Origin of the sequence: Alienimonas californiensis, from assembly GCF_007743815.1 — a bacterium.
Lineage (GTDB): Bacteria > Planctomycetota > Planctomycetia > Planctomycetales > Planctomycetaceae > Alienimonas > Alienimonas californiensis.
In genome coordinates this window covers 2,560,718-2,575,090 of record NZ_CP036265.1, presented here as the reverse complement: position 1 = coordinate 2,575,090, position 14,373 = coordinate 2,560,718, and the positions used below count along the sequence as shown (strand labels likewise).

Sequence of the window (14,373 nt, the reverse complement as noted above, 5' to 3'; positions counted from 1 at the left end):
ACATGTCCGAAGACTTCAACAGATCGCAGAAGGAAAACGATACAAAAGGGAAGATATACCGATTGCCTTGCGTGAGATGCAGCATTGAGACAAGGCACTTGTGCTTGCAATCTGTCGATGTCAGCTGGGACGAAAGAAGTCTCGGAATGTGGGGCCACGACGCCTACCAGATTGTGCAGTGCCAAGGTTGCGAGTCCGTAACCTTTCGTCATTCGGGCTGGTTTTCAGAAGACAGGGAAGTCGTAACCCGCCTGTACCCGCATCGCAGCGAGGACAACGTTCAGGCGAAAGATTTTTACAACGTTCCGCAGAAGATCCGAGCGGTTTATCAGGAAGCAGTCGACTGCTTCAATCAGCAGATGGTTATACTCTGTGCTGCAGGACTCCGTGCGGTAGTGGACGGCATTTGCGCAGAAAAGGGGATTAAGAAGGGTCCTGTGTTAGTCCAACAGAAGGACGGATCGTTCAGTTCCGCACAGCGGAGTGGCCTCGATGGCAAGATAGGAGGACTTGCAGAGAAGAACTTCATTTCCAGTGCTACGGCAGCCGCACTGCACGAACACCGGTTTTTGGGGAATGACGCCGTCCATAAGCTCGACGCTCCTGGTGTCCACGACTTGAGAATCGCGATCAAGCTCTTAGAGAATGTGATGGAATCGCTCTACGAAATGCCGGACATGGTTGAGCACCTCCGGACGGCAAGAGAAAGAAAGGCTGCAACAGCCAAACGCAATAAGTCCTGAAATGAATTGAGCGGCCTCACCCCCTACGCCGCGCTCGGCCTGCGGCATAACCCGTTTCTGGCCGACCCGGTCCCCGGCGTCGCGGAGCCGTTCTGGATCGTCCGGGACGTGCCGCCCCCGCCGGAGCCGGGGCAGCGGCGAATCTTGCAGTTGTTAGGCGAAAAGGGAGCCGGCAAGACCTCCCTGTCGCTCCATTGGCGCCGCGAACGGCCGGGGCCGTATCGGTACGTCCCGCCGACGTTGCCGTTGCTCGACGGCTGGCGGCGGTTCGCCCCGCTGCCGGTCGCCCCGCTGGTGTATTGGGACGAAGCGGACCGCGTGCCGGCGGCGCTGCTGTGGTGGGGGTTGCGGCGGGCGGCGAAGTCGGGGGCGACGGTCGTCGTCGGCACGCACCGAGACCTCACGCCGGAGGCGACCCGGGCCGGGCTGCCGCTGCGCTCGCACGAGTTCCCCCCGCTCACCCCGGAGGCGCTGCGGGCCTGGTGCGCCCCGCGAATCGCCGCCGCCGCCCTGCCGGGGACGGCGCCGGCGGATCGGCTGACGGTGCCGGCGGAGGTGTTGCGGCAAACGTGCGAGGCGGCGGGGTCGAGTCTGCGGGAGGCGTCCGTCATCCTGCACGTCTGGGCCGCCCGCGCGGCCCGCTCCGCCGCCGCTCTCGCTTCCGATTCCCCGTCGCCGTCATGTCCGACCTCCCCCCCGTCTCCACTCAAAAACAGCTCGCCCTCGTCACCGGCGGGGGCAGCGGCATCGGCGAGGCGATCGCCCACGCCCTCGCTGCCCGCGGTTGCCGGGTCGTCGTCTGCGGCCGCACCGAGAGTAAGCTGAAGCGGGTCGCGGAGACCGCCCCCGAAGGCGCCGCGGAGATCCTCCCCCACGCCTGCGACGTGGCCGACCGGGCCGCCGTCGCGGCGCTGATCGAGCGCTGCGAGAACGAGCTGGGCGGCCTCGGCGTGGTGGTGAACGCCGCCGGCCTGAACGTCGCCGGCCGGCTGCTGAAGGACGCCACCGGCGAGGAGTGGGACAAGGTGATGGCCGCCAACGCGACCGGGGCGTTCAACGTGTTGAAGGCGGCCGTGCCGGCGCTGAAGGAACGCGGCGACGGGCTGTGCGTGAACGTGTCCTCGGTGGCCGGGGTGCGGGCGTTGCTGCTGGGCGGCATCCCCTACGCGGCCAGCAAGTTCGCCATGACGAGCCTCGGCCTGGCCCTCGCCACGGAGTTGAAGGACACCGGCGTGCGGGTCACGAACATCTACCCGGGGGAGGTGGAAACGCCGATCCTCGACCTGCGGCCGGTCAACCCGTCCAAGGAACAGCGGGCGAAAATGCTCCAGCCGGAAGACGTCGCCGCCGCGGTGCTGCTCGCCGCGACGCTCCCCGCGCGGGCGAACGTGCTGGAATTGACGATCAAGCCCACGGTGCAGGAGTTCGTCTGAGGTCTATTAACGCCGAGCCCCGGCCGGGGCTCGGCGTTACGGGGAGAAGGGAGCGGGAAAGGAAATCCCCCCGCGCGCGGAACACGTCTTCCTTGGATCCGTCCGGCGGGCTACACCCCGGCTCAAGGACCCATTCTCCGCCCCGGGTCCGCGTGGATCCCCCCCGGGGCGTCTCACCTCCAGACCCGCACCTGGGAAGGACCCCGCCCATGCGTCCCCCGCTGAAGCTCTCCGCGAAACTGGCCTTCGCGGCCGCCGCCGCCGCCGCCGGGCTCGGTTCGGCCTCCGACATCCTCGCCCAGGGGCGGTACGACCGCATCGCCCGTAAGGACGCGGACGTCACGCCGGCCTCCGTCGACCAGACGCTGAACATCGATCGCAGTTTCGAAAGCAATCGGTACGACTACGGTACGCCGACGACGTCCACGCTGCCCAGCAACCTGGACCCCCGCAAGGTCGCCGACGCGCTGGCCGCCTTCAGCCGGGAGATGAACAGCCTGTACGCCGTGCTGCGGGCCGAGGAGCGGAGCGTCCCCAGCCTGCGGAGTTACCTCGTCGAGGTGCAGGGCTACGCCGTGGACGCCGACCTGCTGGCCCGCGATCTGAAGACCGCCCAGTCCCTCGCCCGCCACGAAGCGGAACTGCGGGAACTGGACAGCGGCTGGAACCGCACCAGCCGTCGGCTGGTCTCCATCCCGGGCCTGTCCCGCACCGCCGCCCAGGCGATCCAGGCGGTGGACGCCGCCACCAAGACGGTCGAGTCCTCGCTCAACATCGGCAGCCCCACGCTGGACCGCAAGGCCCTGGTGGACACCGCCGTGCAGCTGCGGACCGCCGTGCGGTACCTGTCCGACACGATCGAGTTCACCGACGCCATCCCGTCCAGCGCCGAGCGGAACTCCCTTCGCATCAACTGCAACCAGGCCCGTCTGCAGGCCGACCGGATGTTCGGCCTCGTGTTCGACGCCGCCCGCCCGGACCGCGCCTACCTGATCGAGGAGTACCGGAAGTTCACCCAGCTGATGAACCCGGTCATCGGCAAGCTCCGCGGCAACCCGGACCGGGCCCTGGGCCGCGACGTCCGGAACGTGCAGGACTACCAGCGCCAGTTCGCCGACCTGCTGCTGATCGACCGCGGCATCGACGCCGATCAGCTCGGCTACATGGTCTCCGACCTGCAGCAGGACGTGGAGCGGTTCTTCAACAACACGACCCTCGAACTGCTCCGCGACATCCCGCGGAACGAGGAAGCCCTCGCCAGCGGCAACGCCTTCTGGGGCACCTTCGCCAACTTCACCGACACGATGGCGAACTCCAAGGACCCGGCCGACTGGAGCTACGCGTACGGCTTCATCGACGAGCAGTGGCGGGACTTCCGCAGCATCTTCAGCGAGATCAACAGCGAGCAGGCCCGGGCCGACCTCAAAGAGATCGAGGCCGGCATGAACGCCCTGCGGGAGAGCCTGAACCTGACCGGCAGCTTCGACCGCGGCGCCGTCGCGGACCTCGCCGCCCGGATCGAAACCAACGCCGTCTCCATCAAGCGGGACGCGGAAGCCTGGCTTCGCGTGAGCCGGCCCAGCTACACCAACGCCGCCCGGGCGGACATGGTGGACTACGAACTGAAGAGCCGCGCCTTCCACGAAGCCGTCGTCAACGGCCGCCCGCTGAACGAACTGCGGCAGATGGAAACCGACCTGTTCGAGCAGTGGAAGCTGGTCTACGGCCACATCAAGAACTGCGACACCCGCGAGCGGGCCTACCTGGCCAGCAGCGCCCGGGACACCACCCCGGCGTTCCGCGAGGTGCAGGTCGCTTTGGCGAAGTAATCCTCGCCTGAGGCTCCCGTCGATCGTCGCCCAAGCCGGACGCCTGCGTCCGGCTTGGTTGCGTTATACCGGCATGATGAACTTCGATCCCGCCGCCTGCCGGGCCGCCGCGGACGTGCCCGCCGCGGTCGCCGCCCTGCTGGCCGACGCCGCCGCCGGCCGGGCCAGCGACGTCCACCTGCTGCCGACCCCGGAGGGCCTGGCGGTGCGCTACCGCGTCGACGGCCGCCTGACCGAGCGCGGCCGCTTTCCCGCCGCGGTCGCCGCCAACGTGGTGGGCCGGTTGAAGGTGCTGGCCGGGCTGCTGACCTACGACAACGAACGCCCGCAGGAAGGCCGCCTCCAACCGCCGGAGGGAACCGGGCCCGGCGCCGCCCCGCAGATGCGGCTCAGCACGTTCCCCACGATTCACGGGGAGAAGGCCGTGGTCCGCCTGTTCGCCCCGGCCGGCGCCCTCGCCCGGTTGGACGCGCTGGGGCTGACGGCCGAGATCGTCGCCGGCCTCCGCACCGCCGCCGCGGCCCGCGGGGGGCTCGTGCTGATCGCCGGCCCCGCCGGCAGCGGCAAGACAACGACTGCTTACGCCCTGCTGCGGGAGTCTGCGGAAGACAATGGGGAGTTGCGCAGCCTCGTGACGCTCGAAGACCCGGTCGAATCGGCGATTCCGGGAGTCAGCCAGAGTCAAACCCGTCCCGCCGCCGGGTTCGACTTCCCGACCGGACTCCGCAGTCTGCTGCGGCAGGACCCGGAGGTGCTGTTCGTCGGCGAGGTGCGGGACGCGGAGACCGCCCGCATCGCGCTGGGGGCGGCGCTGACGGGGCACCTCGTCTTCACCACCTTCCACGCCGGCACCAACCGCGGCGCCGCGGTCCGGCTGCGGGAGACCGGGGCGGAGGCCTACCAGATTCGACACGGGCTGCGGGCGACGCTCTCCCAGCGTTTGCTCCGCCGATTGTGCGGGTGCGCCGAACCGACGAGTGCCCCCGACGCCCGGCTCGGCCTGCCGTTGCCGGAGGAGGTCGCGGTGAAGGTCGCCCGCGGCTGCGAGGAGTGCGGGGGGACGGGGTACCGCGGGCGCTTCCCGGTCGCCGCGTTCGACGCCGCCGACGGGCGGGAGGGGTTCGATCCGGACGCCGCGGACGACGGCTCCCGCCTGTTCGACGCCGCCCTCGCCGCCCTCGCCCGTGGCGAGACCGACCCCGTGGAGGTGCGACGGGTCTTCGGCTTCGGCACGTTCCGGTAGGCCCGCCGGCCCAAACCTCCCCTCTCCCCCTTTTGGGGGAGAGGGGTCGGGGTGAGGGGGCTGTGACTGACGAACGGTTTTCACCGTCCGCCGACTCTTCCCAAGGCGGCTCACCGCGGAGGGCGGGGGCGGGTGAACCGTGCGTCACCCTCACCCCCGGCCCCTCTCCCTGAGGGAGAGGGGGGCAGAGGCCGGCGGCTCGAGCATTTTGTCGGGGCTGAACCGGGGCAGGTCGCGGAGAGTTGGGGGAACCGGCACACTCGCCGCGTCCCGCCCCCGCTGAGCGCTCCCCGCTCGCCGCGACGTTTCACAGGTCCCGTGCCCGCACTCGTGCCCGCCGCCGATTCCCCTGAAACCCTGCCGCCGCGGCGGTTGGCGGAGCTGATCGCGTTGGGCGACGAGGCCGCCGCCTTCGCCGCGGCCGGGCTGCCGCTGGAGATCGGGCTGGGGGCCGGCACTCCCGGCGGGCTGAGCGACCGCGTCGCCGCCCGGTTGCGGGGGGGGATGGGCCTGACGGAGGCCTACGCCGCCGAACGCGGCCCCCTGCCGGTCGCCCTGCGGGCCGTGTTGGAAAGCGGCCTGCGTTCCGGCCGCCCCGGCGAGGCGCTGGCCCGGGTGGCGGAGCGTTCCCGTTTCGCCGCGGACCTGCGGGCGGAACTGACGGCGGCGCTGGTCGGCCCACTGGCGGTGATCGGCGTCGCCGCGGCGCTGGCCGCCTGGATCCTGCCGACGGTCGCCGGCCCGCTGGCGGACATGCTGCGGCAGGCCGGGGCGGAGGTTTCGGCCCCGGTGAGGTGGTTCGAGCGGCTGGAGCCGGCGGATGCGCTCTGGCTCTTGTTCGTGCCGCCCGCGGTCGTCGGAGGGTTCGCCTTGCTGGCCCTGTGGACCGGCGGGCGGGCGCTCCGTTGGGTTCCGGGCGTGCGGGGGGTGCGAACCGAACTGCGGTGGGCCGGGTTCGCCCATCTGCTCGCCCTGCTGACGGGCGCCGGCACGCCGCTGGGCGAGGCGCTCAGGCTGGCCGCCGGAACCGCGGGGGAAGTCGGCGCCGCGGGCCTCGGCCGGGCCGCGGACCGGTTGGACGCCGGCGAGAGCCGGGCCGCGGTGTTCGCCTCCGCCGGCTCCTCGACGGGTTCCGCGACGGGCTCCCGGGCGGCCCCCCCGGCGCCGCCGCTGATCGCCTGGACGCTGGCGAACGTGCCGGCGGCGGACCTGCCGGCGGCGCTCGCCGCGGCGTCGCGGCTGCACGCCCGCCGGGCCCGCTCGGCGGCGGCCCGCTGCGCCGCGGCGTGGCCGCTGGCGGCGACGGCGCTGGTCGGCGGGGGCGTCGCGGCCCTCTACATCTTCGGCGTGGCCGTTCCCGCGTTGGATCTGCTGGACGCCCTCACCCGGCCGCTCGGACCGGGGACGCCCCGATGAACGAAGCGTTCCCCACCGGCGTCGGCCTGCATTCCGCCCCGCATGCCACCGCCGTCTCGCCGGAGGAGCGGTCGCTGCCGCCCGCCGCGGCGCTGCGGATCGCGGGCGAGGACCTGCCGCCCGGCCGCGCCCGGGCCGCGGTGTGCGCGGCGGCCGATCGCGTCGCGGCGGGGGCCGACCCGGCGACGGCGCTGCGGGAGGTGAAGGACGCGCTGCCGCCCTCGCTGAGCGGATTGCTGGAGCTGTCGGTCGGGGCCAGCCTGCCGGTTGTGCTGCACGCCGCCGCCGTCGCGACCGCCGAGCGGGCCGAGGACCGTCGCCGACTGACGGCCGCCGTCGGCTGGCCGCTGGCGCTCAGCGGGACGACGCTGCTGGTCGCCGCGGCGGCGCTCGCCCTGCTGGCGCCGGGGTTCGAATCGACGTTCGGCGACTTCGGCACGCCCCTGCCGTGGCTGACGAAAACCGCCCTCGCGGCGGGCCTGTGGCTGCGGGCCGGGTGGTTCGTGGCGCTGCCGCTGGCCGTGGTCGCGTTGGCGGCGGGGCGGTGGGCGCTGCCCCGGTTCCTCCCGAACCTGTGGCCGTTCTCCACGTTCCTGCGGCCGGGGGAGCAGGCCCGGGCGTGCGCGTTGCTGGCCACGCTGGTCGACGTCCGCACGCCCCTGCCGGAGGCCCTGCGCACCGTCGGTTGGACGATCCCGGACCCCCGGCTGGGGCACGACGTCTCGCTGACGGCGGACGCCGTCGCGGAGGGCGCCGCGGCGTCGGCGGCGGCGTTCCGGCGTCGCTATCTGCCCGTGGAGTTCCGCACGGCGCTGCGGCGGGCGGACGACCCGCAAGCCCTCGCCGAGGCCCTGCGCTCCGCCGCCGCGACGCTGCGGGCGCGGCTCGACGGGCGGCTCGGGTCGGCCGGGTTGATCGCCGCGGCGCTGCAATCGGTCCTGCTGGTGGGCGTCGGGGCGATCGTCCTGCTGCTGGCCGGGGCGATGATCCTGCCGCTGCTCAACTTGTTGAACGACCTGTCATGACCGCCCCCCGAACCGCCGCCGTGCGCTTCGTTCCCCGCTCCTGCGGAGGGGGGTGACCGATGCTGTTCGGACTGTTCGCCCCGGGGATGTTCTTCGCCCTGATGCTCGTCTCCCTGGCGGCGGCGTGGGCGCTGGCGCGCCGCACCCGGCGGCTGCGGGCCGCGGCGCTGATGGGCGAACTGGCCGTGGCCGCCAAGCGGGAACTGCCGATGGCGGAGGAGTTCGAGGGACTGGGCGAGACCCTGCTGCGGGGCGACCGGGAGCGGGTCCGCCGGGCGGCGGCGGCGCTGGACGGCGGCGCCGACCTGCGGACGGCGTTGCGGGCCGGGACGCTGATCCCCGCCGCCAGCGAACCGGCGCTCGCCGCCGGCGAGGCGAGCGGCACGCTGCCCAAAGCCCTCGCCGACGAGGCCGCCCGCCTCGCCCGGCAGGCCGGCGGCTCCGCGGGGGCGTTCTGGAACGTCGGCTTCTACCTGCTCGCCACGCTGTTCGCCGTGCAGGCGGTGCTGGGGTTCCTGATGTATTACATCGTGCCCAAGTTCAAAAAAATCTTTGAGGACTTCGGGCTCCCCATCGACGGCTTTCCGGGCTATCGCGGGGGGGGTTGGCTGGCTGTGCCGTGGTCCGGTTCGCTGATCGAATTCAGCGCCGTCGGGGTGACGTACGGGCTGCTGCCGTTGGCGGCGCTCCAACTGGCGGCGTTCGCCCTGCCGCTGGTTCTCGTGGTGAGACAGAAGGGCCTGCGGTTGCCGGGGGGGCGGTTGTCGCGGCGGTGGTTCGGCTCCCAGGGGGCGCATGCCTCCCGCGTGACGCGGGCGCTGGCGAACGCGGCGGAGGTCGGCCGGCCGTTCCCGCCGGTGTTGACGGCGTACGCCGCCGCCGCGAACAGTCGGGGGCCGGCCCTCGCCAAGCTGGCCCGGCGGGTGGAGGGCGGGGCGGACGTCTGGCCGGCGCTGCGGGACGCCCGGCTGCTGACCGCCGGGGAGGCCCGCCTCGCCGCGACCGGCACAGCCGCGGGCAACCTGCCGACCGTGCTGCGGTTGATCGCCGATCGCCGCGACGCCGTCGAGGAACGCCGCCGCGGCCGCTGGCTGGCGCTGCTCCAACCGGCCGCCGTCCTGCTGATCGGGGCGCTGGTTTGCTGGGTCGCCCTGGCCTTCTTCACCCCGCTGATTCGCCTCCTGTACGACCTCGGATAGCCGCCGTGTCCCCTCGTCCCCCTTCCGCCGCGCCTCCCCCGGCCGCGCCTCCCCGGCGCCGGCCGCGGCGGGGCTCGTCGGTGATGGAACTGGTCGTGGCGGTGGCGGTCCTGCTCACCGTGACGACGATGCTGTTGCCGACGGCCCGGCGGGTGGACGTGGTGCGGACGGAGGCGGACCGCCGCCGCCGAGCGGTCGCGGAGCTGTCGAACCTGCTGACGGACCTCTCCCGGCGACCGCTCGAGGAGTTGATGACGAACGCGGACGGCGGTCCGCTGCCGCCGGACCTCGCGGCGCTGCGGGAACCGTTCGCCGCGTCGCTGCCGGGGGCGACGGTGAGCGTCGTCGCCGTGCCCCTCGACGCCGCCAACGGCGGCCCGGAGGGCCTGGAAGCCGTGCGGCTGGACGGGGCCCTCGCCTGGACGACCGCCGCCGGCGCCGCCGCCCGGCCGGTGCGGCTGAGCGCCTGGGCGTTCGAGGCCGAACCGACCGACGCCCCACCGACCGACGCCGCCGACGGGGAGACGAACGAATGACGCCTGTTTCCTCCCCTCGCCCGTCCCCCTGCAGGCTCCGCCGCCGGGCCGGGTACACGCTGATCGAGCTGTTGGTGGTGATCACCGGGACGACGGCGCTGATCTCGCTGGGGGCGACGACGATCGTCACGGTGCGGCGGGTGACGGTCACCGCCCAGACCGCCGCGGAATCGGGGGCGGCGCTGTCCCGGCTGCACCGCACGCTGCGGGAGGACGCCGCCGACGCCCGCTCCGCGACCGCCGACGACGCCGGCCTGACCTTCACAGCCGACGACGGGGCCGCGATCCGCTACGAGGCGGACGGCCCCGCCGTCCGCCGCACCGTGACCGGCCCGCGGACCGGGCGGGATCGGTTCCCCGTCGGCGGGGCCGGGTTCGAATGGTCCGCGGAGAACCGGCCGGGGGGCGTGCGGGTCGCCGTCGGCTACGACGCCGCAGGCGGGGCCGATGAACGGGCGGACGGAGCCGCGGTGGAACTCGCCGCCTGGCTGCCCACCGGCCCTGACTCGATGGGCGCCGACACGACGGGGGAGGGCACGGAATGACGGGTTCGCAGTTCCCTGCCGGCCGTACGCATCCGGCAGGAAGACCGCGCCGGGGGGTCTCGCTGATGGTGGCGATCGTGCTGCTGGCGATCGCGACCGGGTTGCTGCTGGCGGCGGCGAAAACGGCGGCGGTGTCTCGGCGTGCGCTGGAACCGAACGAAGCGGCCGTGCAGGCGGCCCTGCTGGTCGACGCCGGCGCCCGCCTCGCCGCCCTACAGGCCGACCGCGACGCCAAGGCCACCGAGCCCTGGTCGCCGACCCTGCCGGACGGAACCGCCGCCGTGACCTTTGCCCCCGCGGCGCCTGACGGCGACGCCCCGACCGTGGAGGCCCGGATCGAGCGGCACGGCGTCGCCGCCCGGGCGCGGCGGGTGGTGCGCGTCGGCGACGCCCCTCGGTCCCCCGCGACGAACCCCATCCCGTTGCTCGCCCCGAAACCCGCTCCCCGGTCCAACGATGCCTTCTAATACGCTGTTTCAGAGCCGGACGAGCCATACCAGCCCGACGCGTAAGCGTCGGCCGTCGGCTCAGCGGCCGGGGTCGACCCGCGTTCCTGCGAGGGATCACGCACGGCCGACGCTTGCGCGTCGGGCTGGTATAAAGACCGTTCGGTCGGGGTTTACGCTCATCGAATTGCTAGTGGTCATCGCGATTATCGCGATTTTAATTTCGCTGCTCCTGCCGGCGGTTCAGCAAAGCCGGGAGACGGCACGGCGGGCGGCCTGTGCCAACAATCTCATGCAGTTGGCGCTGGCCCTGCAGAACTACGAGGTCTCCGCGGGGCATTTCCCGCCGGGGACGATCGCGGCGGAGGGGCCGATCCGCACGCTGCCCACGGTGGAGGATTACCGGGCGCTGGAGCCCATGCCCTACCACATGAATTGGCTCACCCAGATCCTGCCGCAGTTGGACGAACGCCCGCTGTACGCCCACCTGGACTTCGGCCGCAGCGTCTACGCCGAGGCGAACGACGACGCCCGCCAGGCCCGGCCGGCGGGAATCGCCTGCCCGTCGTCGCCCAGCCGTTGGGCGGGCAGCGATTACGCGGGGTGCATCGGCGGGGAGGACGAACCGATCGACGTCGACAACGGCGGGGTCCTGTTCCTGAACAGCGCGATCACGTACTCGGAGATCACCGACGGCGCCCACCATACGCTGCTGATCGGTGAGGGCGAGGGAGCCGCAGCGGGGTTGGGGACGCTGAGTTGGGCGAGCGGCACGGCGGCCACGCTGGCCCAAGCCGGCGTCGCGCCGAACTCGAACCCCGAATGGATCGACGAAGTCGCCACGGTGAACGCCGACGAGAACGCCGTGGATGCGGAAGCCGCCGCGGAGGCCACGGCGTTGGAGGTCCGCGGGTTCTCCTCCTCCCACATCGGCGGCGTGCAGGCGGCGCTGTGCGACGGGGCGGTGCGGTTCTTCGCCGAAACGATCGACGCCCAAACCTGGAGCCGCCTGGGCGACCGCGACGACGGCGAACTGCTGCCGCCGGGGTACTGAAAAGCTTGCAGGTTGAAGGGGGCGAAGGTTGCAGGGGGCGCAGCGAACGGCCCGGGCGTTGGGGAACGCCCGGGCCGTCGACCTTTAACCTGGAACTTTCAACCTGACCCCCCCAACCGATCTCGGGATTAGCCGAGCAGCGACAGGGCCCGCTGCGGGCTCTGGTTGGCGATGGAGAGGACCGAGGTGGCGGCCTGGCCGAGGATCTGAGCCTTCTGCAGGTTGGCCGATTCGACGGCGAAGTCGGTATCCATGATCTGGCTGCGGGCCTCGGAGATGTTCTCCAGGGCGACGCCCAACGTGTTGATGTTGGTGTCGATCACGTTCTTCTGAACAGCGCCGATCCGACCGCGGAGGCTGGAGACCTCGTTGATGGCCCCGTCGAGGATATTGACGAGGTCGGCGCCGCTGGCGTTGCCGCTGGCGACGTCGGACAGGCTCTTCCCGCCGCCGCTGGTCAGTTCGAACAGCTTGCCGGCGGTGCCGCCCAGGCGGGCGGTGTTGACGGCGTCGATGCCGATGCCGACCTGACCGGAGATGGTCACGTCCTGGCCGATCTGGAACACGGCGCCGCCGCCGGTCACGTCGATCGCGACGCTCTCGTCCTTGGAGTTGCTGGCGGAGTCGAAGGTGACCGAGGCGGTCAGATTCGCGGTGTTGATCGACGCGGTCAGGCCGCGGCCGACGGCCTTCTGGCCGTTGATGGAGGCGACGATGTCCTCGCCGCTGTCCCGCCGCAGCTCCGTGGAGAAGTCGCCGATGCCGGTCGTCCCGAAGGTGCCGTTCAGCACGTTGACGGAGACGAACTCGTCGGAGCCGTAGGCTTCGCTTTCCAGCACCAGCGAGGTGCCGTTCGTCGTGTCCAGCTCGGAGGCGCTCAGCCCGTTGGCGAGGAGGTCCTTGTCGCCGTCGATCTCAATGTTGAGGGCTTCGGCGATGCTGGTGCCGTCGGAGAGGGTCAGGCCGCTGGAGTCCAGCAGGTCCTTGATGTCCTCCAGCGTGCTGGTGACGACGTCGTTGGCGTCGGTGGCGAGCTGGATCGTGATGTCGTCGCCGCTGACGGAGATCCCCAGCGCCTGGCTGGTGCCGGTGGCGGTGAACGCGAGGGAGACGCCGCCCCGGTTGTTCGGGCCGCGGACGTCGTCGATCCGGAGGGCACCCTTATCGAGATCGGTCTCGGCCAGGGCGGTGCCCAGGGTGGCGCCGACGGCGTCGGCGGCGGCGGCGACGTCGAACAGGGTGTCGCCGTCGCTGTTGGTCAGACCGTCGAAGGCGGTGACGATGGCGTCGATGTCCGAGGTGATGGCGCCGGAGCCGTAGCCCAGCGTCATCTTGGCGGTGAAGGTGCCGTCCTCGTTGTCGATCAGCTCGATGGACTCCGTGGTATCCGCGGAGGGGGCCACGATCTCGATCGACAGGCCGCCGCCGTCGACCAGCTTGCGGCCGGCTTCGGTCAGCGCGAACTCGACGTCCTGGCTATTGACGGCGATGACCTGGTTGCCGGACGCGACCGTGCCGTCCAGGACGCGGGCGGACACGCCGGTGGCGTCGGTGAGGGCGTTGACGGCGGTGGTGACGTCCTCCATGGAGGCGCTGTCGCCCAACTGCACCACCTCGGTGCCGTTGCGGCCGCCGATCTCCAGCGTGGCGGCGGAGGTGAAGTCCCCGCCGGAGTACACCAGCGACGCCTGCTCGGCGGCGCTGTCGATGGTCGCGTCGAGGTCGAGCTTGGAGGCGCTGCCCAGCAACGCCTGGTTGATGGAGTAGCTGCTGAGCTTCGCGTTGTCGGCGGAGCTGATGGTGGTCGTGAAGGCCTTCGACCCGTCCAGCAGTTTGTCGCCGGCGAAGCTCGTGTTGGACGAGATCCGGTTGATCGCCGTGAGGGCGTTGTCGATCTGCAGCTGGTTGGCGTCGCGCTCTTCCTGGGAGAGGGCGCCGTCGTTCAGGCCTTCCTGAACCAGGCCGCGGACCTGGTTGAGCAGGCCGCCGATCTCGCCCAGCGCGCCGTCGGCGGTGGTGAGAACGTTGTTGGCCCGGTTGGAGTTCGAGATCGACTTCTCGATCGTCGAAATCTGCGACCCCAGCGTCTCGCCGGCGATCAGGCCGGAAGGATCGTCCTTGCCGTTGTTGATTTTGACGCCGGTCGACAACCGCGTCATCGCGGACGCCAGCATTTTGTCGCTCTTCGCCATCGAGCGTTGGCCGCGCAGCGAAGCGACGTTGGTATTGATACGGGTCATGGGTCCCGGGTTCCTTCAACGAGTTTGGGAGGGGAGCCGCCGGGGAGCGGCATCGGCGGTCGCTCCCCGGGGGGAGACGACACGGCCGACGGTGAGGGGGAACGCCCCGGCGGAGCGGGGACCCGCGACGCGCGGCGTCGTGCCGGCTTACGGGTGGGGCGAGGTCATCCTGACGGGCCCGGACAAACCATCGGTCCGGATCAGCGACCGCCTCGGATGCAACGGCGGAAATCCCTCGCGAACCGACGTGATCGCGTATTTGGCGCCGGCCGTGCGGGTCCTGCGGGCACGTTGCGGACCCGCTTCGGGGTCCCCCCGGCCTCGGCGGGCTCCTCGGGGGCGTAACGCGGGTCGACGTCGTCGTCGAACCCGGGAGCGACCGCCGCCCTCAATGCCATAAAGCGGCCCGCATCGGCGGACCGCTTCGGCAAATCGGTCAGGCGGCCCGGCGGGCGGGTTCGCCGGCGGCCAGGGCGAGGAACACCTCTTCCCGGTGCACCGTCACGTCCCGCGGGGCGTCGATGCCCAGGCGAACTTTGTCGCCTTTCACTTCCACGATCGTGATCCGGATGTTGTCCCCGATGACGATCGTCTGTTCCTTCTGACGGCTTAAAACCAACATGGCGTCTCCTTACGGTGGGCGGGGCTGTATGAACCTCGCCCG

The 14,373-nt window shown here is 71.5% G+C and carries 14 protein-coding genes; 12 read left to right on the top strand and 2 right to left on the bottom strand.

What is annotated here, in order from left to right:
- Positions 1-146: 146 nt before the first annotated feature.
- The 12 genes from CA12_RS10105 (at position 147) to CA12_RS10055 (ending at position 11,469) form a co-directional block, all read left to right on the top strand.
- Positions 147-743: a DUF4145 domain-containing protein gene (locus CA12_RS10105; RefSeq protein WP_165700672.1), complete on the top strand. Its 597-nt coding sequence runs from the start codon at positions 147-149 to the stop codon at positions 741-743.
- Positions 744-749: 6 nt separating this feature from the next.
- Positions 750-1,568, top strand: coding sequence for a hypothetical protein (locus CA12_RS22800; RefSeq protein WP_242688189.1), 819 nt, complete (start codon positions 750-752; stop codon positions 1,566-1,568).
- Positions 1,490-2,176 (top strand): SDR family oxidoreductase, encoded by a 687-nt coding sequence (locus CA12_RS10100; protein WP_242688219.1) that lies wholly within the window; start codon positions 1,490-1,492, stop codon positions 2,174-2,176. Before CA12_RS22800 ends, CA12_RS10100 begins: the two co-directional genes overlap by 79 nt.
- Positions 2,177-2,385: 209 nt before the next feature.
- Positions 2,386-4,005: a hypothetical protein gene (locus CA12_RS10095; RefSeq protein WP_145358832.1), complete on the top strand. Its 1,620-nt coding sequence runs from the start codon at positions 2,386-2,388 to the stop codon at positions 4,003-4,005.
- A gap of 73 nt (positions 4,006-4,078) precedes the next feature.
- Complete coding sequence (locus CA12_RS10090) at positions 4,079-5,248, top strand: GspE/PulE family protein (RefSeq protein WP_145358831.1); 1,170 nt, start codon at positions 4,079-4,081, stop codon at positions 5,246-5,248.
- Positions 5,249-5,566: 318 nt separating this feature from the next.
- On the top strand, positions 5,567-6,664 hold the full coding sequence (locus CA12_RS10085) for a type II secretion system F family protein (protein ID WP_145358830.1): 1,098 nt from the start codon (positions 5,567-5,569) through the stop codon (positions 6,662-6,664).
- Positions 6,661-7,689 carry a type II secretion system F family protein gene (locus CA12_RS10080; RefSeq protein ID WP_145358829.1) on the top strand — a complete coding sequence of 343 codons (1,029 nt, stop codon included), beginning with the start codon at positions 6,661-6,663 and terminating at the stop codon, positions 7,687-7,689. Before CA12_RS10085 ends, CA12_RS10080 begins: the two co-directional genes overlap by 4 nt.
- Before the next feature lie 59 nt (positions 7,690-7,748).
- A complete protein-coding gene (locus tag CA12_RS22995; RefSeq protein ID WP_145358828.1) occupies positions 7,749-8,888 on the top strand; it encodes a type II secretion system F family protein in 1,140 nt (379 codons plus the stop codon).
- Between the two features lie 83 nt (positions 8,889-8,971).
- Positions 8,972-9,424 (top strand): hypothetical protein, encoded by a 453-nt coding sequence (locus CA12_RS10070; RefSeq protein WP_145358827.1) that lies wholly within the window; start codon positions 8,972-8,974, stop codon positions 9,422-9,424.
- Entirely contained in the window at positions 9,421-9,969 is a 549-nt protein-coding gene (locus CA12_RS10065; protein WP_145358826.1) for a PulJ/GspJ family protein, read from the top strand. The genes CA12_RS10070 and CA12_RS10065 overlap by 4 nt, the downstream gene beginning before the upstream one ends.
- A gap of 65 nt (positions 9,970-10,034) precedes the next feature.
- On the top strand, positions 10,035-10,436 hold the full coding sequence (locus tag CA12_RS10060; RefSeq protein ID WP_145358825.1) for a hypothetical protein: 402 nt from the start codon (positions 10,035-10,037) through the stop codon (positions 10,434-10,436).
- A 172-nt stretch (positions 10,437-10,608) separates the two neighbouring features.
- Positions 10,609-11,469: a DUF1559 domain-containing protein gene (locus CA12_RS10055; RefSeq protein WP_165700671.1), complete on the top strand. Its 861-nt coding sequence runs from the start codon at positions 10,609-10,611 to the stop codon at positions 11,467-11,469.
- A gap of 128 nt (positions 11,470-11,597) precedes the next feature.
- Here the strand turns inward: CA12_RS10055 and CA12_RS23105 are convergent, their stop codons facing one another.
- Positions 11,598-13,709 carry a flagellin N-terminal helical domain-containing protein gene (locus CA12_RS23105; protein WP_145358823.1) on the bottom strand — a complete coding sequence of 704 codons (2,112 nt, stop codon included), beginning with the start codon at positions 13,707-13,709 and terminating at the stop codon, positions 11,598-11,600.
- Between the two features lie 436 nt (positions 13,710-14,145).
- Positions 14,146-14,331 (bottom strand): carbon storage regulator CsrA, encoded by a 186-nt coding sequence (gene csrA / locus CA12_RS10045; RefSeq protein ID WP_145358822.1) that lies wholly within the window; start codon positions 14,329-14,331, stop codon positions 14,146-14,148.
- Between the last annotated feature and the right edge of the window lie 42 nt (positions 14,332-14,373).